Raw genomic sequence first — 18,968 nt, forward strand, 5'->3', positions numbered from 1 at the left:
CGCCATTGTACTGGCCAGGCGTCCCCTAGCTTCGCCGTAAACATCGCTTGCCATGGGACCGAGGCAGCGGTAAATCTCTTGCCGCTCTAACGGGGTGCCTCCCGACCGCATTGCGGCCGGAGGCTGAGAGGCGTCAAAACGCCAACCCGCGGAACCTGATCCGGCTCATACCGGCGGAGGGATTAGACGCGATCGGATCGATACGCCCTTTTCCCATGCAACAACGAACTTTGGGAGAGAGGTCCTCGCCATGTGCAATTCATCGCAACTTAAATTCTTTAGCCGGCTAGCCCTTGCGACGGCCGCGAGCCTTGTTTTCTCCGGCGCCGCGACCGCCGCCGACGAGACGCTGACGGTGTACACCTATGAGAGCTTCATCACCGAATGGGGCCCGGGCGCCAAGGTCGCAGAAGCCTTCGAGAAGACCTGCGAATGCAAGGTCAACTATGTCGGCGTGGCCGACGGCGTCGAGTTGCTCACCCGCCTGAAGCTCGAAGGCGAGGCTTCCAAGGCCGACATCGTGCTTGGCCTCGACACCAACCTCGTTGCGGAAGCCAAGGCAACGGGCTTCTTCGCGCCGCACGGCGTCGAGGCAACCGGCGTCACCGTTCCCGGCAACTTCTCCGACGACACGTTCCTGCCCTATGACTACGGCCACTTCGCCGTCGTCTACGACACCGAGACGCTGAAGACGCCGCCGAAGAGCCTGAAGGAGCTGGTAGAAGGCGACCCGTCGCAGAAGATCGTCATCGAGGATCCGCGTACGTCGACGCCGGGCCTCGGCCTCCTGCTCTGGGTCAAGGCCGTCTATGGCGATGAGGCGGGTGCCGCCTGGACGAAGCTGAAGGACCGCGTTCTGACCGTCACCCCCGGCTGGTCGGAAGCCTATGGCCTCTTCACCAAGGGCGAGGCGCCGATGGTGCTGTCCTACACCACGTCGCCGGCCTACCACATGGTCGCGGAAAACACCGAGCGCTATCAGGCCGCTGCCTTCTCCGAAGGGCACTACATCCAGATCGAAGTCGCCGGCATGACCAAGAACGCCAAGGAGCCGGAACTGGCAAAGCAGTTCCTCGCCTTCATGACCGGTCCGGACTTCCAGTCGATCATCCCGACGACGAACTGGATGATGCCGGTCGCAGCGACCAAGGAGCCGCTGCCGGACGCCTTCAATAAGCTGGTCAAGCCGGAAAACACCTTCCTCCTGCCCTCGGAAGACGTCGCCAAGAACCGCAAGGCCTGGATCGACGAATGGCTTGCCGCCATGAGCAAGAACTGAGGCCGGATTGTTCGCACTGCGCGAAAATCGTATGACAGTGGTCGCCGGGGCAGCCTGCCTCGGCGTCTTCGTCCTTTTCGTCGGTCTTGCGATCGTCGCCTTGCTGAGCCAGACGGGCGGCGCGAGCGACGATGCGCTGTTCGACGCCTACATCTGGCGCGTCACCCGCTTCACGCTGCTGCAGGCGACCCTCTCGACGTTGCTGTCCGTGCTCTTTGCCATCCCCGTCGCCCGGGCGCTAGCGCGACGACCGCAGTTCCCCGGCCGCATCTGGCTGCTGCGCTTGATGGCGCTGCCACTCGGACTGCCGGTTCTGGTTGGCGCACTCGGGCTGATCGAGATCTGGGGGCGGCAGGGTTTCCTCAATTCCGGCCTGCGCTGGCTCGGCCTCGCGCAGCCCGTCAGCATTTACGGCCTGTTCGGCATCCTGCTTGCCCACGTCTTCTTCAACATGCCGCTTGCAGCGCGCCTGTTCCTGGCCGGGCTCGAGCGCATCCCCGCCGAATACTGGCGCAGCGCCGCCAATCTCGGCATGCCGTCACGCGCACTCTTTCGCTTCATCGAATGGCCCGTGCTGCGCGGCCTCCTGCCGGGTGCCGCCGGGCTCGTCTTCATGCTCTGCGCCACCAGCTTCACCCTCGTGCTGACGCTCGGCGGCGGGCCTGCGGCCAGCACAATCGAAGTGGCGATCTACCAGGCGCTGCGTTTCGATTTCGATCCGCCGCGCGCGATCGCGCTGTCAGCCCTGCAGATCGCCATGACCGGCCTGCTGCTGCTCCTGCTTCGTCATCTGGCGACCGAGCCGGAAGAGGGCATGACCGGTGGCCGTACTGTGCGCCGTTTCGATGGCGCGTCAAGGATCGCGCGCCTGAGTGATGGCACCTGGATCACGCTTGCCTTTCTGTTTCTCGGCGCGCCGCTGGTCGCGGTTCTCATCTCCGGACTCGAAGCCGATCTGCTGAAGCTCGCCCGCGATCCGGCGGTGCACCGGGCGCTGCGGACGAGTGCGGCAATCGCGCTCGCCTCGGCACTCGCCTCCGTCACCATGGCAGCCGTGATGATCCGGGCGGCGGCAACCGCCACCGCGCCGCGTCACGCGACGTCGCTCTCCCGCGGCTTTGCCGGTGCCATCGGTGCCAGCACCTCGCTGATCCTCTTGGTGCCGCCGGTGGTGCTCGGCGCCGGATGGTTTCTGCTTTTGCGTCCCTTCGGTGACGTCGCGCGCTTTGCACCTGCCATCGTCGTTGCGATCAACGCGCTGATGGCGCTGCCCTTCGTCCACCGCATCCTCGCGCCGGCAATGGCGACCCATGCGGCACGGTCCGAACGGCTGACGGCAAGCCTTGGCATTCGTGGTTTTGATCGTCTGCGATGGATCGACTTTCCGGCGCTGCGCAAGCCGCTATTGATGGCCCTTTCCTTCGCCATGGCGCTGTCGCTCGGCGACCTCGGCGCCGTCGCTCTCTTCGGCAGCCAAGACATGGTGACGCTGCCGTGGCTGCTCTATAGCCGTATGGGCAGCTACCGCACCGCCGACGCCGCCGGTCTCGCCCTTTTCCTCGGGCTTCTCTGCCTGATATTCACCATCCTCGGCACGGCCAATGACAGCCGGCCGGAAGGACGCAAAGCATGATCGATCCCGTTCCCGCGATAGAGTTGCGCGATGTCGAGGTCCGTTTCGAAACGGCCAAGCTCACCTTCGATTGCACCATCGCCAAGGGGGGCATCGTCGCTGTCGCCGGTGCCTCGGGCTCCGGCAAATCGACGCTGCTCCACCTCATTGCCGGGTTCGAGGATCCCGATCGCGGCGAGGTGCGCATTCTCGGCGAGAACGTTGCCGATCGGGCGCCGTCGGAACGGCCGGTCTCGATGATCTTCCAGGACAACAACCTCTTCGCCCATCTCGACGTCGCGACCAACATCGGACTCGGCATCGACCCGGCGCTTCGGCTGAGCGCAACCGACCGCGAGAAGATTGAAGACGCGCTCCGCCGCGTCGGGCTCGAAGGCTTCGGGAAAAGGCTGCCGCCGACGCTTTCAGGCGGCGAGCGCCAGCGCGTCGCCCTCGCCCGCGCGCTTGTGCGAAAGCGCCCCCTGCTGCTGCTCGACGAGCCCTTCGCAGCGCTTGATCCCGGCATGCGCGCCGGCATGCGCACGCTCCTGCGGGAACTGCACGAGGAGGAAGGCAACACGATCCTGGTGATCACACACCATCCCGAAGACGTGAAGGCCCTGGCCGACGGCGTGCTTTTTCTCGACCAGGGGCGTATCATCGCAAACGACACCCTCGACCGCTTCCTGGCGCGGCGGGACAATGCGGCGATCGACCGCTTTCTCGGCAATACTTGAAGGACGGATCGGATTCTCCACGCCCTTGGCCGATTGCCACAATTTGACCGCGGCGCCATGCGACGCGCGAAATATCCGGCAAGGGCGCGAATATTCCCGCATCCGTTGCCGTGATACCACGGGGCAACTATTTCTACCGAGACAAACTAGGCAGGTGGCGCTGAAATCAGATACAGCAAGACCAGGACTGAGAGGTCGCGGCAGAGCAACGCTGCCGGGCTGAAAAAGTAGGACTTTCAACGCTGTCGTACCACTTGTCCGCAGGATGCGGGCGGAGCGATGGATGGGAACGGGCTGAGGCATGGAGAGGCATACAGTCACACACGACCGGTTCCCGCCGAAGGGCGGACGGCTGCGTGGACGCGCCGTGGTTGCATTGCTTGCGACCACGCTCCTTTCCGCATGCCAATCCGTGATCGAGCAGACCTACCAGCCGACCGTTTCGCCCTCCTCCAATCCGCAGATCGTCGAGGAAGTCCAGAAGAACGATCCGCGGGCGCAGCTGGGCGCGCGCGAACATCCGCGCATCGTCGCAAGCTACGGCGGCGAGTACAAGGACGCCAAGACCGAGCGCCTGGTCGCGCGCATCACCGGCGCGCTGACGGCGGTCTCCGAGAATCCGCAGCAGTCCTATCGCATCACCATCCTGAACTCGCCGGCGATCAACGCCTTCGCGCTGCCCGGTGGTTATCTCTATGTCACCCGCGGCCTGCTGGCGCTTGCCAACGATGCCTCCGAGGTCGCAGCCGTGCTGTCGCACGAGATGGCGCACGTAACCGCCAACCACGGCATCGAGCGTCAGCAGCGCGAGGAAGCCGAAGTGATCGCCAGCCGCGTGGTCTCCGAAGTCCTCTCCTCCGATATCGCCGGCAAGCAGGCGCTCGCGCGCGGCAAGCTCCGGCTCGCGGCCTTCTCGCGCAACCAGGAACTTCAGGCCGACGTGATCGGCGTGCGCATGCTCGGCGAAGCCGGCTACGACCCCTATGCAGCGGCGCGCTTCCTCGATTCGATGGCCGCCTATAGCCGCTTCACGGCGGTCGATCCGGAATCCGACCAGAGCCTCGACTTCCTGTCAAGCCACCCGAACGCGCCGCAGCGTGTCGATCTCGCGCGTCGGCACGCCCGCGCCTTCGGTCCGGAAGGCACCAGCGGCGACCGCGGTCGCGACTATTATCTCGCCGGCATCGACGGCCTGCTCTATGGCGACAGCCCGCAGGAGGGCTACGTGCGCGGCCAGACGTTCCTGCACGGCCAGCTCGGCATCCGCTTCGACGTGCCCGCCGGGTTCCAGATCGACAACAAGGCCGAAGCGGTTCTGGCGACCGGCGCCGGCGACATCGCCGTGCGCTTCGATGGCGTCGCCGACACGGGCGGCCGAAGCCTGACGGACTATATCGCCAGCGGCTGGGTCACCGGCCTGAAGCCCGACACGATCCGGCAGATCAGCGTCAACGGCCTGGAAGCCGCAACCGCGCGCGCCTCCGCCGACCGCTGGGATTTCGACGTGACGGTCATCCGCATCGACACGCGGATCTACCGCTTCCTGACCGCCGTGCCCAAGGGGTCGAGCGCACTCGAGCCGACCGCAAACCAGTTGCGCAGCACGTTCCGCCGCATGACGGCCGCTGAGACGCAGTCGCTGAAGCCGCTGCGGATCCGGGTGGTGACGGTCCGGCCCGGCGACACGATCACCACGTTGTCGGCCCGCATGATGGGAACCGATCGTAAGCTCGACCTCTTCCGGGTGATCAATGCGATGCAGGTCAGCTCGACGGTGAAGCCGGGCGACAGGGTGAAGATCGTTTCCGAATAGGATTGAGACAGGCGCAGCTGAAGCGCGTTCGGTTGCGGGCGTGAATTGCCTGCCATCTGCTAGGCAAGCACGTCGCGAGGCGCCTGAACGGTCACGAACGAAAGCACGCTGCGCCAATCGTCATCGCCAAATTGACAGCGGACAGTGCCGCTTCCCGGCGCAATGCGGGGTTCCGGCGAATAGTACGGGCATGGCGGCAGACGGTCGGCGTCAGGCGGTCAATGAATGCCTGCGGTCAGCGCCGGCGCTCGCGTCGCCAAGGCCGCCCGGAGCTTCTCCAGCGCCCGAGTTTCGATCTGGCGCACACGTTCCTTGGATATGCCGAGATCGATGCCGAGCTCTTCGAGCGTCGCTCCTTCTTCCGTCAGCCGCCGGGCGCGGATGATGCGCATTTCGCGCTCCGTCAGCGCGCACAGCGCGTCGCGCAGCCACACACGTGCCCGTTCGCCGTCGATCATCTCGCTCACCTGCTCGTCCGGCAGCGGCGCGTCGCTGGCGAGGAAATCCAGCCGTTCACCGCCATCGGAATCACTGCCGCCGACCGGCGCCTGCAGCGAGGTGTCGCTGCCGGAGAGACGTGCATCCATCGTCTGCACGTCGGCGATACTGACGCCGAGGGCAGCCGCAATCTCCTCATGCATAGCCTGCGATGTAAGCTGCCTGTCGCCCTGGGCAAGCCGGGCGCGAAGACGCCGAAGGTTGAAGAACAGGGCCTTCTGCGCCGAACTGGTGCCACCGCGGACGATCGACCAGTTGCGCAGGACATAGTCCTGCATCGACGCTCGGATCCACCAGGTGGCATAGGTGGAGAAGCGGACCTCGCGGCTCGGCTCGAAACGGGCCGCCGCCTCCAGGAGACCGATATGGCCCTCCTGGACGAGATCGCCCATCGGCAGCCCGAAATTGCGAAACTTCGCGGCCATCGAGATTACCAGACGCATATGCGACATGGCGATCTTGTTGCGGGCTTCCTGATCGTTGTCGTTTCGCCAGGCTTGCGCCAGCTTGTGCTCCTCGTCGCGCTCGAGATAGGGCGCCTCCATTGCGATCTTGATCATCCGCCGGTCTGCAGTGAGAGTCTTCATCGATCACTCCGTGACTGGCGCCGGGCGCCATTGCGTGTGAAGTCCAAAAGGCCGGACGGATGCAGTGTCCGGCAGCAGGGGGCGTCTCGCGCCGCGATGTCGAAACTTGAAGAAACGACGCGGCGCCCTAACTTCGAAGTCACGAACCTGAACGGTGACGGGATCACAGAAGCAAGATCGCCCGGCGCGAAAGCGGCGCGCTTCTGCCGGCCTTTATAAATGCGCCCGGACGGCAAAAGTTCCATGCGATCAAAGAAAAAGCCCGGCGCGATGGCCGGGCTTTTTGGTAGTCTCAGTGCAGTCGGACAGCTTATGCAGCTTCGTCCTGAGCGTCGTCTTCGTCGATCGCCTTGCCGCGCTTCGGACCCTTGCTGAGGTTGGCCTCGACGAGGCGAACAGCTTCGGTTTCCGACATCTTGTTGACGGCAGCGATTTCGCGCGCCATGCGGTCGAGGGCAGCTTCATAGAGCTGGCGTTCGGAATAGGACTGTTCCGGCTGGTTTTCGGCGCGGTAGAGATCGCGTACGACTTCCGCGATGGAAATCAGGTCGCCGGAATTGATCTTGGCATCGTATTCTTGGGCGCGGCGCGACCACATGGTGCGCTTCACGCGAGCCTTGCCCTGCACAACCTTCAACGCGCGGTCGACGAAATCGGTTTCGGAGAGCTTGCGCATGCCGATGCTGACGGCCTTGGCCACTGGCACTTTCAGGCGCATCTTGTCCTTCTCGAAATCGATGACAAAAAGCTCAAGCTTCATGCCGGCGACTTCCTGCTCTTCGATCGCCACGATCTGGCCAACGCCGTGGGCCGGATAGACGATCGATTCACCGGTCTTGAAGCCCTGGCGTGTCGAAGATTTTTTCTGCTGGGTCGTCATTCGTTTCAAAAACTCCCTGTTTCGCGCCGGCCATTCTGGCCGGGGCCGGGTCAGTGAGGCCCGGGATAGACGGGGATACCGCCGGGTGGGTACATCCTGGTCCGTCCAAGGAATGCAAACAGCCTCATAAAATGCGGTCACAACAGAGCAACGCCACGTTGCGTACTAGGGAGAAACCGCGTTTTGGAGATCGTTTGCTTTCGTGATGGTTTTCGGGCGCGCAAAAACACCCTCTGTGGATCAGTAGAAGGAACCTATCACAAAAAAGTGCCGAAATCAATAATTTGCTGCATGGCAGCCATCAAGCCACCATTCTCGCAACTGCGAGCGCGGCTCGTGTTTTCCCCAGCTTTGCGCCCGGGGGCAGCTTTGCTTCGTCAGCCTCGACGAACGGCGGCGACCGCTTCGTCTCAGTCGCCCTGGCCCGGCTCGGTCGAGAAGAACTTCTCGTACTTGCCTTCGACGCCGTCCATCTCCTTCGCTTCCGGCATCGGATCGCGCTTGACGGTGATGTTCGGCCACTTCGAAGCGAAATCCGCGTTCAGTTTCAGCCACATATCAAGACCCGGCTCGGTATCCGGCTTGATCGCCTCGGCAGGACATTCCGGCTCGCAAACGCCACAATCGATGCACTCGTCGGGATGAATGACGAGGAAATTCTCACCCTCGTAGAAGCAGTCCACGGGGCAGACTTCAACACAGTCGGTATACTTGCAGCGAATGCAATTGTCGGTCACGACATACGTCATGAGGTACTCCAGCCAATGCTCACGTTTGATGGCAGACGGCAATCAATGGTGATGCTCGTCGTCCGCGCATGCTAGGAATGTCCGGCGCGCATAGCTGCCGAAGCAAACCCGATGCACCCAACGTGGGTCTGTCAGGTAAAGGCTTTATGGACCCTTTGCAAGAATATTCAATGCGCGAAACGCCACGGCAAAGGCAGAGTTTTCTAAAGGCTGTCGCGCAAAAGCGCCTCGTGTTTTACAGCCAGCGGCGGGCAGGGTTCGCGGCGCCTATCAGTCCTCGCGCGGATCGAAATCGGGCTTTAGCCGATCGGTTTCCCGCCGCTCCTTCTTCGTCGGCCGGCCCGCTCCGCGCTCGCGCGTGGCAAGCTCGTAGGCCGACAACTTCTCCTTCGGCTGCTCTGGCGTCAGATCGTCGTAAAGCAGACGCGCTTCCTCATAGGGACCGCGCCGCTCACCCGGGCCCACGACCCGGACGATCAGACTGCGCCGGTCGAGCGCAAGTTCGAGCATATCGCCCGTCTTCAATTGAAACGACGACTGCGTCACGCGCTCGTCGTTGACGGCGACACGGCCACCCTCGATCGCCTTTTGCGCAAGCGATCGGGATTTGATCAGCCGCGTGAAAAACAGCCACTTGTCGAGACGCTGGCGCGATGCCGGGTTGGACGCAGGCTGTTTTTCCATGGTCTACCTTACTTCTTCATCTGCTCCTTGAGAGCAGCAAGCTTGGCGAAGGGCGAATCCGGATCCACCGGCTTTTCGCGACGCGGCGGACGCGCCTCGAATTTGCCCTGACCCGGCTTGCCGCCGCGGTCGTGACGATCATGACGCTCGCCGCGATCCTGGCGCAGGCCGCCTTCCGGCTTGCCACCGTCATGGCGCTTGCCACGCGCCTGCTGACCACCCTTACGCCCGCCTTCACGTCCTTCGCCCTGGCCCTGGCCCTGGCCACGCCCGTGGCGCTGACCGCCGCGACGCTGGTCGCCCTCGTGGCGGCCACCGCCCTGGCGCTGGTTGTCCTGACGGGTGCCAGGACGCCAGAGCAGAACGGGCTTGGCTTCGACCGGCTCGCCGGTCTCCGTCACTTGGGTCTCGGTCACCTGAGCCTCAGCAGGCTGGGCCCCGTCGGCAGCGACGGCAACGTCAGCTTCGGCCTTTTCGGCCTCGGCAGCAGGTGCCTCGACGACTGCAGTCTCGGCTTCTGCCGCACTGTCGCCGGCATCGGCGTCATCAACGGCAGCGACCGGTTCGGAAGCGGCGGCAGCAACGGCAGCACCACCATCCTGACCCATGAGGAAGGCCTGGGCCTCCTCGGCCTTGACGCTGTCTGCGCGGTAGCCGAGGCCCTTCAGGATCTCTTCCATGTCGTCGGGCGTTGCACCGAGGATCGAGAGCATGGAGGTGGTCGCAGTAAAGCGGCGGCCGTCATAGGCGCCTTCCGGACGCGGCTGCGTGCCCGGCTTCCACTGAAGGAGCGGTCGGATGAGGTCAGCGAGGCGCTCGAGGATATCGATGCGCACCGCACGCTTTCCGAGGAAGCGGAAACCGGCGAGCTTGTAGAAGGTCCGCTCGAAAGACGGATCGGTAACGACAGACGTACGGCCGGCGGCGAGCATCGGGATGAGGTCGCCATAGCCGGGCTTGTCGAGGCCGTCGTTCTTCAACGCCCAGAGGAGCGTGATGAGTTCAGCCGGAGCCGGCTTCAGGAGCGCCGGCAGGAAGATGTGGTAGGCGCCGAAGCGAACGCCGTACTTGCGGATCGAAGCGCGACCGTCCTGGTCGAGCGACTTGACGTCGTCTGCGACATCGCGGCGGAACAGCACGCCGAGGTTTTCGACGAGCTGGAACGCGAGGCCCTTGGCGAGACCTTCGAGATCTTCAGCGCGCGAAATATCGTCGAGCGGCTTCAAGACCGTTCCGATGTGATGGTTCACGAAACGCTCGATGCGCGCCAGAACGTGCTCGCGGGCGTTCGCCTGCAGCTGATCGTCGGCCAGCAGGATGACGCGCGGGCGCATGACGTGGTCGCTTGCCGTCAGACGGGCGACGGGATCGCCGAGCCAGCGCACAAGACCATCCGACGAAAGCGCCAGGTCGTTGTTGCCGGAAGCATGCAGCCGCGCGGCGCGTGCCTCAAACTCGAGCGCCAGCGCCTTCTGGGCAGCACCCTGCACAGCCTTGGCATCCGGGCCATCGCCGCCGGTCGCCAGCGTAAACCGGAAACCGGTTAGTTGTCCTACGTGATGACCTTCAACGAAGACATCACCATTCACACTGATTTCAGCTTCCAGCATAGCATTCTCTCTCAGGCGCTTCATGAGCACAGATGTCCTGCGATCAACAAAGCGTTTCGTCAACCGTTCATGTAGTGCGTCGGATAATCGATCTTCAATTTCCCGCGTCTTTTCTTGCCAGTGTGTCGGATCGGCCAGCCATCCCGGCCGGTTCGACACATAAGTCCATGTCCTGATCTGCGCGATTCGCGCCGAAAGTGTGTCGATCTCACCGTCCGTATGATCGGCCCGCCTGACCTGCTCGGCCATGAAATCTTCGTTTACGGTACCGCGGCGGACAAGATCCGCGTAGATCGTCGAGATCAAGTCGGCATGTTGAGCCGGTGTAATGCGCCGATAGTCCGGCAGCGCGCAGGCTTCCCACAGTTTTTCCACCCGCTCGGCATTGGTCGTGATGTCGACGACCTCAGGGTAGCGGGCCAAATGCTCGAACGCCTGCTGGTCTACTGCAGGTAGCGCCCGGGCAAGGCCGGGAACCGTCGGCGCGGCCTCAAGACTCTTCTTCAGAGCGGCAATCGACGCGTAGTCGAACGCCTTCGAGCGCCATTGCAGCACCTTCACCGGATCGAATTCATGCGCCTCGATACGGTGGACCAGCTCGTTGTCGAAGGGATCGACGCGGCCGGTCACACCGAACGTACCGTCACGCAAGTGCCGGCCGGCGCGGCCGGCGATCTGCGCGAGTTCGGCCGGGTTGAGATTGCGGAACTGATAGCCGTCGAACTTGCGGTCCTGCGCGAAGGCGACGTGGTCGACGTCGAGATTGAGGCCCATGCCGATCGCGTCGGTCGCGACCAGGTATTCGACGTCACCTTCCTGGTAGAGCGCCACCTGCGCATTGCGCGTGCGCGGCGACAGCGCGCCGAGCACGACGGCGGCACCGCCACGCTGGCGGCGGATCAGCTCGGCGATCGCATAGACCTCGTCGGCAGAGAAGGCGACGATTGCCGTGCGGTGCGGCAGTCGGGTTATCTTCTTCGAACCCGCATAGAGCAATTGCGACATGCGCGGCCGCTCGACGACGGTGATGCCGGGCAGCAACTGCTCGAGGATCGGCCGCATCGTTCCGGCACCGAGCAGCAGCGTCTCGCCGCGACCCCGCAGGTGCAGGATCCGGTCGGTGAAGATATGGCCGCGCTCGAGATCTCCGGCAAGCTGCACTTCATCGATCGCGACGAAGGACGCCGTCGTCTCGCGCGGCATGGCCTCGACGGTGCAGACCGAATAGCGCGCGCGATGCGGGGTGATCTTTTCCTCGCCGGTGATCAGCGCGACATTGTGGTGGCCGACCCTTTCGACCAGGCGCGTATAGACCTCGCGCGCGAGAAGCCGCAGCGGCAGGCCGATGACGCCGCTGTCGTGCGCAATCATGCGCTCGATCGCGTAGTGCGTCTTGCCGGTATTGGTAGGCCCGAGCACCGCGGTGACACCGCGGCCGCTCAGGATCATGGGGTGAACGGACACGTCATCGATCCCGGGCATTCAGAAATTACGGCAGCGTCTTTTCACGCTGGCGGCAAACACATGCCCACGCACCGAGCCAAACGCAAGGGGCGCCGACAACTAAAACCATCGCTTGGCATCTCTTAGCCCATTGCACCACCTGTTGTGGTCGGCGCAATCGACAATTGGAACAGCCGTGGAACAAATCGGCGACGAATCGACGACTCATTGTGATTCACTGTATGTTCACGACTACATATAGATTTCAACGCCGAACGTTGCACCACATGCTGAATCTGGAGCTGATTCCGCGCATCAGGCCCTTTGGCGCGCAACAATCCCGGCTCTGCCATTGCCTGACAGGTCCAAGGATTCCGAATCCAAGACTCTGGAAAGCCTGGAAAATTTTTCACGAAATTCGTCAGGGATTCACCCAAGTGAGAGAATGAGAATCGCAGTTTAGAGTCGCGACCAGTGCGGGAACATTCGGCAGCGACTCGCAGACCGCGCGTCATTCCACCTTTGTTCTCCACAAGATATAGTGTCTACGCCCCACTCCGGCAACGGAACTGCCAGCGCAACTTCAGGATTTCGAGCGGGATTCTCAGCGCTGCCGCCGCATGGAAACGGCGCCTCGAAAGGCGCCGTCCGGTAATGTTCGGCTTGTCTGATGCTCAGACGAAAAACTGTCCGCCGTTCGCCGAAATCGTCGAGCCGGTGATGAAGCCGGCATCGTCGGAGGCGAGGAACACCACGCAGCGGGCGATTTCTTCCGGTTCGCCGAGGCGGCCGACCGGGATCTGCGGGATGATGCGCTCGTTGAGCACCTTCTCCGGCACCGCCCGCACCATCTCCGTGCCGATATAGCCGGGGCAGATCGCGTTCACGGTAATGCCCTTGGCAGCCCCTTCCTGGGCGAGCGCCTTGGTGAAGCCGAGATCGCCGGCCTTGGCCGCCGAATAGTTGGCCTGACCCATCTGGCCCTTCTGGCCATTGATCGACGAGATGTTGATGACGCGACCGAAGCCACGGTCGCGCATGGCCGACCAGAGCGGATGCGTCATGTTGAAGAGACCGGTGAGGTTGGTGCCGATCACCTCACCCCATTGCTCCGGCGTCATCTTGTGAAACATGGCATCGCGGGTGATGCCGGCATTGTTGACGAGCACATCGACCGGACCGAGATCGGCCTCGACCTTGGCGATGCCCTCGGCACAGGCCTGATAGTTGGAAACGTCCCATTTGTAGACCGGGATGCCGGTTTCCTGCTTGAAGGCCTGAGCCTTCTCGTCATTGCCGGCATAGTTGGCAGCCACCTTGTAGCCGGCATTCTTGAGTGCGATGGAAATTGCCGCGCCAATGCCGCGCGACCCACCCGTGACCAATGCTACCCTGCTCATATGCGCCTCCCACTTGATCAGTTCAGTTTTTCGAATGCCTTCTTCATCAGCTTTTCGCCGACCTGTTGCCCGTAGAGCCCGGCGGCCGCTTGAAACTGCGGCGTAGTCAGCGCGGACAGAGCCACCTCGCACTTCTCCAGCGCGAGACCCATCATCACCGCGGAGAGCTGCTCCAGCGAAACCTTCAATGCGCCGCCGTCATCTCTCAAGGCCGCGACCATCACGTCCTTGAAAACACTCTCCTCGTCAGAAGTCGTATGTTCCAGCATGCACTCTACCAGCCGCGCCTCGTCGAGAGGCGCGGGATTGGCATGTGCAGAAACGATCGGCGAACCGGCCAGAAGCAGGGAAAATGGAACCCACCTGGCGCTGTTCATGCCGCCAGACCGTCAGAGCCGCTCGACACACATGGCGACGCCCATGCCGCCGCCGATGCAGAGGGTTGCAAGCCCCTTGGAAACGCCGCGGCGCTTCATTTCGAAAAGCAGCGTGTTGAGCACGCGGGCGCCGGAAGCGCCGATCGGGTGACCGATGGCGATCGCGCCGCCATTGACGTTGACGATCGACGGATCCCAGCCGAGATCTTTATTGACCGCGCAGGCCTGGGCAGCGAAGGCTTCGTTGGCCTCCACCAGCTCGACATCGCCGATCGCCCAGCCGGCCCTTGCCAACGCCTTGCGCGACGCCGGGATCGGGCCGGTGCCCATGACCTGCGGATCGACGCCGGCGGTTGCCCAGGAAACGATACGGGCGAGCGGCTGGATGCCGCGCTTGGAGGCCTGCGCCTCGGTCATCAGCAGGGTGGCTGCGGCGCCGTCATTGAGGCCGGAAGCGTTGCCGGCGGTGACCGTGCCTTCCTTGTCGAAGGCGGGGCGCAGCTTCGTCATCTGGTCGAGCGTTGCGCCATGGCGGATATATTCGTCCTGGTCGACGGTGACGTCGCCCTTGCGGCCCTTGACGATGAAGGGAATGATCTCGTCGGCAAAGCGCCCGGCCTTCTGGGCGGCTTCGGCCTTGTTCTGTGAGGCGAGCGCGAACGCATCCTGCTCCTCGCGGCTGAGCTGCCACTGGCGAGCGACGTTCTCGGCGGTGATGCCCATGTGATAACCGTAGAAGGCGTCGGTCAGGCCGTCCTTGATCATCGTGTCGATCATCTTGAAGTCGCCCATCTTCACGCCGCCGCGAAGATGCGAGCAATGCGGCGCCATCGACATGGACTCCATGCCGCCGGCGACGATGATCTCAGCATCACCGGTTGCAATCTGCTGCATGCCGAGCGCGACGGCGCGCAGGCCCGAGCCGCAGAGCTGGTTCATGCCCCAGGCGGTCTTTTCCTGAGGAACGCCCGCCTTCATCGCCGCCTGGCGCGCCGGGTTCTGGCCTTCGCCTGCCTGCAGCACCTGGCCGAGGATCACCTCGTCGACCTCGGCAGCCTCGACGCCTGCGCGCTCGAGCACGCCCTTGATGACGGCAGCGCCAAGTTCATGCGCCGGCGTATTGCCAAAGGCACCGTTGAAGGAACCGACCGCGGTGCGGCCGGCGCTGGCGATCACGATGGAGGGATTGCTCATGGGACGTTTCCTCAGATCTTCTTGCCTAATGCAGGCAGACTGGCAAAGCGCGCGACGCAAGTCAAACGCCTTGATGCAGTGCCACAAAAGCGTCACCTAAAACGCAACCGCAAGATTTTGCACTTGCGTCGCCGCAACGCACAAAGACATTGTCAGCGGCGCGCTTTTGCGGATACTCTGAAAAACGCAATAAAGACGGGATGATGGGGGAGAGGAGACCCTGATGGCGAAGCACGAAGGCCAGATCGTTATCAAAAAATATGCGAACCGGCGGCTCTACAACACCGGGACCAGCACCTATGTCACGCTCGACGACCTGGCTGTGATGGTGAAGAAGGGTGAGGACTTCATCGTTCAGGATGCAAAATCCGGCGAGGACATCACCCATTCCGTGCTGACGCAGATCATCTTCGAGCAGGAGTCCAAGACCGGCAACACGCTGCTGCCGATCTCCTTCCTGCGCCAACTGATCTCGTTCTACGGCGACCAGATGCAGATGGTGGTGCCGAGCTATCTCGAACACTCGATGCAGGCTTTCACCGAGCAGCAGTCGCAGATGCGCGAGCAGATCAACAAGGCCTTCGGCGACACGCCGCTCGGCAAAAACCTGCAGGTTCCGCTGCAACTTGTCGAAGAGCAGGTGCGTCGCAACACCGAGATGTTCCATCAGGCCATGCAGATGTTTTCGCCCTTCATCACCGCGCCGCCCGTGAAGGAAACGAAGAAGGCCGAAGCCAAGGATATCGACGAGCTGAAGGAGCAGCTTCGCGCGCTCCAGACCAAGCTCGACAATCTCGGCTAGGCAGGACCACCAGGCAGGAATACGGTTCCTGCCTTCACCTCACCTGAACAGAGATCGCGGAAATCGGGGCGGCGTCGCCCCGAACCGTCTGGACCTAGAGGCCGATCGACACGTCCCGGCCGGCCGAGCGCATCGACACGGCAAAGCCGGCGATAACATCGATGAAGCTGATGGTCATCAGGATGAAGAAGAGCTGCGTTGCCGCCGGTGCGAGCAGCAGAAATTCGATCAAAAAGACGATGAACAGGATCATCGAGAGCAGATGATCCATCAGTGCGCGGCTGCTCGTGCGCGTCGCTTTCAGCAATTCGACGAAGAGCAGCAGCAGGGCGCCGACGATCAGAAGGTCGCCGAAGCGCATCGTCCAGGTCGCGCCTGATAGCATGGAGAGCGACACCATGTCGGCGTTCAGGCCGGCGAGGCCGCCGAACATTCCGATCATCGCGAGATTGTAGATTGCAAAAGGTAGGATCAGCAGCGGTATGGCAGCAAGCATCAGAACTCCTTGACCGCGTTTATGGTGGACCATGTATATGCGGCGTCGTCACGCAAGGCGCCAGCGATACCACGGCGTCCAAGCAAGATCATGTCAGATGCAAAACAAAAGGGCCGGCAGAGCCAGCCCTTTGAACCTAATCCGCGAACGGAAACGCTTATGCGCTTTCCTTCGGGGTCAGAACCTGACGGCCACGGTACATGCCGGTCTTCAGGTCGATGTGGTGCGGGCGACGCAGTTCGCCGGAGTTCTTGTCTTCGACGTAGGTCGGGGTCTTCAGAGCGTCAGCCGAACGGCGCATGCCACGCTTGGACGGGCTCGTTTTTCTTTTAGGTACAGCCATTTCATTCTCCACTTATCGGGCAAACACTGTTCAGCAGCCGAAATGGCCGTGTAAAACAGATGTTAATCACGGAAATTTGGCGCGCTTATACATGGACAACTGCCGTTTGACCAGTCCCCACGGGCAATTTTTCGACTCGACCTTTTCAGACCTCGTCTTCGGCGACGACCCACGGCTCTGCGCGGGCGGCCTCCTCCCATTTCAGGAACGCCGGATGTGCCTTCACGCGGTTCATGTAGCCGAGCGTTTCTCGATCCGCAACGAGATCGTAGACGTCGAAGCGGTTAACCACAGGCGCGTACATCGCATCGGCCGCGCTGAAGGACCCGAAGAGGAACGGGCCACCGGAACGCGCAAGCGCCTCCGTCCAGATCTGCTCGATACGTGCCACGTCCGCGCGGACGTCCGCGCCAACGTCCAGCGCCTGCTTTGGCCGACGGATGTTCATCGGGCAGGCACCACGCAGAGCGCGAAAACCGGACAGCATCTCCATCGAATAGCTGCGCGCCCGGGCGCGCGCCTGAGGGTCGGCCGGCCACAGCCCGGCGTCGGGAAAGAGTTCGGCGACATATTCGATGATCGCCAGCGATTCCCAGATAAGCAGGTCCCCGTGGCGCAGCAGCGGCACCTTTCCGGTCGGCGAGATCGCCCGGATCTCCGGATTGCCGGCGGCGAAATCGAACGGAATGACCACGTCCGAGAAATCGATGCCGACTGCCGTCATCGCGATCCATGGCCGCATCGACCAGGACGAATAGTTCTTGTTGCCGACATAGAGTGTAAGTCCGGTCATTTCTGTTCCTTGATTGCTGGTCTCTCCGAGAAAACGATCAGTTCCTCGAAATGGTTCATGTCCTCGAACGAGCAGAAGGCCGGCGGATCGAGCGCGATCACCGGCGCCTGCTCGCGCAGAAAAGCGAGCTGCTCGTCCAGCATCGCCTGCCAGCGCGGCAGCGCCGCATCGTCGAGCCAGTCGACGGGGTAGGCATAGGTGATGTGGAATTGGTAGTCGTCATGATCCGGATGGCGATAGCCGAAGGCTTCCGCGAAAGCGTCGCGCCAGGCCTTGAGACAGGCGCGGTCGGCGGCACCGTCGCCTTCGAGCGCAAGGCCCGTCGGCGTGATCTCGGTCACGCGGGCGCGGAACTGCTCCAGCGGCGCAAAATGCGCAAGCCGTTCGCGGTAGTACGCCGTCATCACCTCGATCGGCGTATCGAGCGGCATGCCAGCCGGCCAGTAAGGGAGCTTCCGGCGGTGTTCGATGATGCCCTGGAAGATCGTCATGTGCAGGCTGGACGGTTGGGTAAAGGCGAACTGCCGCGCCTCGGGCATCGCCATCAACCGGTCGCGCACCGCAAGCACGGCGGCCTCGGACGGCGATCCGGCGGCAACGTGAGACACGACCGTGTTGCCCGGTTCCGAAAGGAACTGGCCTTCGGTGTTGTAGCGCGTGCCGAGATGTCTCGGCGGGGCATCGTTGGCGTTACGGCCAAGGGCGAGAAGCGAGGGGGAAATCAAGGTCATGGAGCAATCGGGCCTTTCGAAGGGAGAGAGGCCTAGATGGCAGAACTCTACTGCGCGAGCATGACATCGCCCGACGAGCGCATCCAATGAAAAGGTCTGATCCTAGTTATAAAGGCAGGTGATGTAACCGCCGGAGCGGCTGGCGCGGCGCTCGATCAGGTTCGCCAGGCGCTTGAGACCGCGGCCGGGTTTTCCGGCATTGCGCTCCTTCGGATTGGGCAGCGAGACCGCAAGCAGCGCCGCCTGCCGGCGCGAGAGCTTCGACGCCGAAACCCCGAAATGATGGCGGGCGGCCGCCTCGATACCATAGATCCCGTCGCCCCATTCGGCGATATTCAGATAGATCTCCATCATCCGCCGCTTGCTCCAGACGAAGTCGGCGGCGACCGCCAGCGGCAGTTCCATGCCCTTGCGCAGGAAGGAACGACCGTTCCAGAGATAGAGGTTCTTGACCGTCTGCATCGGAATGGTGCTCGCGCCGCGGGTGGATTCCCCTTCGAGCGCATCCTCGACCACGCCCCGCATCTGGCCCCAGTCGACGCCGTCATGGGCGCAAAACTGCCCGTCCTCCGACATCATCACCGACTGCACGAGAACCGGGGCGATATCATCGAACTCGACCCATTGCCGATCGTAGCCGCGCAGCAGCACGAGATCGCGCAGCATGAGCGTCGAGACGGGATGGATGAACTCCACCAGGTAGAGAACGATCAGCGCGTAGGGAAGGACGAGAAAGCCCAGAACAGCCAGGACGATCTGGCGGCGACGCGTGCGCAACGTCCGGCGAAGCGAAGACCAGCGACTGGAAGGCAATTCGCCCTCCTCGCGCGCTTCCGGAACGACGTTCGCGGCCTGACTGTTCACCTCGCTGTCCATCCGCTTCTCTTAGTGCATGCGCAGGCAGAGTTGAACGGGCTTTCTGGCAAAAGGCAAGGCGCGG

The 18,968-nt window shown here is 62.8% G+C and carries 18 protein-coding genes and 1 riboswitch; of the genes, 5 read left to right on the forward strand and 13 right to left on the reverse strand.

Features of this window, described 5'->3' with window-relative positions:
- The first annotated feature begins 80 nt into the window (after window positions 1-80).
- Window positions 81-199: riboswitch (TPP riboswitch) on the forward strand.
- A gap of 51 nt (window positions 200-250) precedes the next feature.
- The 4 genes from thiB to IB262_RS16910 all read left to right on the forward strand — a co-directional run bounded on the left by thiB (window position 251) and on the right by IB262_RS16910 (window position 5,441).
- Window positions 251-1,279, forward strand: coding sequence for a thiamine ABC transporter substrate binding subunit (gene thiB / locus IB262_RS16895; RefSeq protein WP_192493704.1), 1,029 nt, complete (start codon window positions 251-253; stop codon window positions 1,277-1,279).
- 7 nt (window positions 1,280-1,286) lie between these two features.
- The gene (gene thiP / locus IB262_RS16900; RefSeq protein ID WP_255380607.1) at window positions 1,287-2,912 is read left to right on the forward strand and encodes a thiamine/thiamine pyrophosphate ABC transporter permease ThiP; all 1,626 of its coding nucleotides are present in this window, start codon (window positions 1,287-1,289) and stop codon (window positions 2,910-2,912) included.
- Window positions 2,909-3,628: a thiamine ABC transporter ATP-binding protein gene (gene thiQ / locus IB262_RS16905; protein WP_060586556.1), complete on the forward strand. Its 720-nt coding sequence runs from the start codon at window positions 2,909-2,911 to the stop codon at window positions 3,626-3,628. Before thiP ends, thiQ begins: the two co-directional genes overlap by 4 nt.
- A gap of 301 nt (window positions 3,629-3,929) precedes the next feature.
- The gene (locus tag IB262_RS16910) at window positions 3,930-5,441 is read left to right on the forward strand and encodes a M48 family metalloprotease (protein ID WP_034802887.1); all 1,512 of its coding nucleotides are present in this window, start codon (window positions 3,930-3,932) and stop codon (window positions 5,439-5,441) included.
- Between the two features lie 218 nt (window positions 5,442-5,659).
- Here the strand turns inward: IB262_RS16910 and IB262_RS16915 are convergent, their stop codons facing one another.
- From IB262_RS16915 to IB262_RS16950, 8 genes are all read right to left on the reverse strand, one after another.
- Window positions 5,660-6,526 (reverse strand): RNA polymerase factor sigma-32, encoded by an 867-nt coding sequence (locus tag IB262_RS16915; protein ID WP_034802890.1) that lies wholly within the window; start codon window positions 6,524-6,526, stop codon window positions 5,660-5,662.
- Window positions 6,527-6,836: 310 nt separating this feature from the next.
- Window positions 6,837-7,406: a CarD family transcriptional regulator gene (locus IB262_RS16920; protein ID WP_034802893.1), complete on the reverse strand. Its 570-nt coding sequence runs from the start codon at window positions 7,404-7,406 to the stop codon at window positions 6,837-6,839.
- 410 nt (window positions 7,407-7,816) lie between these two features.
- Window positions 7,817-8,155: a ferredoxin FdxA gene (fdxA, locus tag IB262_RS16925; RefSeq protein WP_034802896.1), complete on the reverse strand. Its 339-nt coding sequence runs from the start codon at window positions 8,153-8,155 to the stop codon at window positions 7,817-7,819.
- Between the two features lie 270 nt (window positions 8,156-8,425).
- On the reverse strand, window positions 8,426-8,839 hold the full coding sequence (locus IB262_RS16930) for an RNA-binding S4 domain-containing protein (protein WP_034802899.1): 414 nt from the start codon (window positions 8,837-8,839) through the stop codon (window positions 8,426-8,428).
- An 8-nt stretch (window positions 8,840-8,847) separates the two neighbouring features.
- A complete protein-coding gene (locus IB262_RS16935) occupies window positions 8,848-11,913 on the reverse strand; it encodes a helicase-related protein (RefSeq protein ID WP_192493705.1) in 3,066 nt (1,021 codons plus the stop codon).
- A 653-nt stretch (window positions 11,914-12,566) separates the two neighbouring features.
- Complete coding sequence (locus IB262_RS16940; protein WP_034802902.1) at window positions 12,567-13,292, reverse strand: beta-ketoacyl-ACP reductase; 726 nt, start codon at window positions 13,290-13,292, stop codon at window positions 12,567-12,569.
- Window positions 13,293-13,309: 17 nt separating this feature from the next.
- Entirely contained in the window at window positions 13,310-13,669 is a 360-nt protein-coding gene (locus tag IB262_RS16945) for a hypothetical protein (RefSeq protein WP_112976167.1), read from the reverse strand.
- 12 nt (window positions 13,670-13,681) lie between these two features.
- The gene (locus IB262_RS16950) at window positions 13,682-14,863 is read right to left on the reverse strand and encodes an acetyl-CoA C-acetyltransferase (RefSeq protein ID WP_060521477.1); all 1,182 of its coding nucleotides are present in this window, start codon (window positions 14,861-14,863) and stop codon (window positions 13,682-13,684) included.
- 223 nt (window positions 14,864-15,086) lie between these two features.
- On the opposite strand from IB262_RS16950, the gene phaR reads away from it, so the two are divergent.
- Window positions 15,087-15,665, forward strand: a complete 579-nt coding sequence (phaR, locus tag IB262_RS16955) for a polyhydroxyalkanoate synthesis repressor PhaR (RefSeq protein WP_034802922.1) — start codon at window positions 15,087-15,089, stop codon at window positions 15,663-15,665.
- A 94-nt stretch (window positions 15,666-15,759) separates the two neighbouring features.
- On the opposite strand, the gene IB262_RS16960 is transcribed toward phaR, so the two are convergent.
- From IB262_RS16960 to mtgA, 5 genes are all read right to left on the reverse strand, one after another.
- Window positions 15,760-16,161: a membrane protein gene (locus tag IB262_RS16960; RefSeq protein WP_034802925.1), complete on the reverse strand. Its 402-nt coding sequence runs from the start codon at window positions 16,159-16,161 to the stop codon at window positions 15,760-15,762.
- 157 nt (window positions 16,162-16,318) lie between these two features.
- A complete protein-coding gene (rpmF, locus tag IB262_RS16965) occupies window positions 16,319-16,504 on the reverse strand; it encodes a 50S ribosomal protein L32 (RefSeq protein WP_034802928.1) in 186 nt (61 codons plus the stop codon).
- Between the two features lie 145 nt (window positions 16,505-16,649).
- A complete protein-coding gene (locus IB262_RS16970; protein WP_034802931.1) occupies window positions 16,650-17,297 on the reverse strand; it encodes a glutathione S-transferase family protein in 648 nt (215 codons plus the stop codon).
- Window positions 17,294-18,028: a DUF1868 domain-containing protein gene (locus IB262_RS16975; protein ID WP_112976169.1), complete on the reverse strand. Its 735-nt coding sequence runs from the start codon at window positions 18,026-18,028 to the stop codon at window positions 17,294-17,296. The genes IB262_RS16970 and IB262_RS16975 overlap by 4 nt, the downstream gene beginning before the upstream one ends.
- Window positions 18,029-18,130: 102 nt before the next feature.
- Window positions 18,131-18,904 carry a monofunctional biosynthetic peptidoglycan transglycosylase gene (gene mtgA / locus IB262_RS16980; protein WP_060529995.1) on the reverse strand — a complete coding sequence of 258 codons (774 nt, stop codon included), beginning with the start codon at window positions 18,902-18,904 and terminating at the stop codon, window positions 18,131-18,133.
- Window positions 18,905-18,968 lie beyond the last annotated feature (64 nt).

This window comes from Ensifer sp. ENS02 (assembly GCF_014851885.1).
Lineage (GTDB): Bacteria > Pseudomonadota > Alphaproteobacteria > Rhizobiales > Rhizobiaceae > Ensifer > Ensifer adhaerens.

Coding starts and splice junctions, on each gene's coding strand:
- IB262_RS16950 (WP_060521477.1), bottom strand. CDS start 14,863: ATGAGCAATCCCTCCATCGTGATCGCCAGCGCCGGCCGCACCGCGGTC.
- IB262_RS16975 (WP_112976169.1), bottom strand. CDS start 18,028: ATGACCTTGATTTCCCCCTCGCTTCTCGCCCTTGGCCGTAACGCCAAC.
- thiB (WP_192493704.1), top strand. CDS start 251: ATGTGCAATTCATCGCAACTTAAATTCTTTAGCCGGCTAGCCCTTGCG.
- thiQ (WP_060586556.1), top strand. CDS start 2,909: ATGATCGATCCCGTTCCCGCGATAGAGTTGCGCGATGTCGAGGTCCGT.
- IB262_RS16940 (WP_034802902.1), bottom strand. CDS start 13,292: ATGAGCAGGGTAGCATTGGTCACGGGTGGGTCGCGCGGCATTGGCGCG.
- rpmF (WP_034802928.1), bottom strand. CDS start 16,504: ATGGCTGTACCTAAAAGAAAAACGAGCCCGTCCAAGCGTGGCATGCGC.
- fdxA (WP_034802896.1), bottom strand. CDS start 8,155: ATGACGTATGTCGTGACCGACAATTGCATTCGCTGCAAGTATACCGAC.
- IB262_RS16945 (WP_112976167.1), bottom strand. CDS start 13,669: ATGAACAGCGCCAGGTGGGTTCCATTTTCCCTGCTTCTGGCCGGTTCG.
- mtgA (WP_060529995.1), bottom strand. CDS start 18,904: ATGGACAGCGAGGTGAACAGTCAGGCCGCGAACGTCGTTCCGGAAGCG.
- IB262_RS16915 (WP_034802890.1), bottom strand. CDS start 6,526: ATGAAGACTCTCACTGCAGACCGGCGGATGATCAAGATCGCAATGGAG.
- IB262_RS16920 (WP_034802893.1), bottom strand. CDS start 7,406: ATGACGACCCAGCAGAAAAAATCTTCGACACGCCAGGGCTTCAAGACC.
- IB262_RS16960 (WP_034802925.1), bottom strand. CDS start 16,161: ATGCTTGCTGCCATACCGCTGCTGATCCTACCTTTTGCAATCTACAAT.
- IB262_RS16930 (WP_034802899.1), bottom strand. CDS start 8,839: ATGGAAAAACAGCCTGCGTCCAACCCGGCATCGCGCCAGCGTCTCGAC.
- IB262_RS16970 (WP_034802931.1), bottom strand. CDS start 17,297: ATGACCGGACTTACACTCTATGTCGGCAACAAGAACTATTCGTCCTGG.
- IB262_RS16910 (WP_034802887.1), top strand. CDS start 3,930: ATGGAGAGGCATACAGTCACACACGACCGGTTCCCGCCGAAGGGCGGA.
- phaR (WP_034802922.1), top strand. CDS start 15,087: ATGGCGAAGCACGAAGGCCAGATCGTTATCAAAAAATATGCGAACCGG.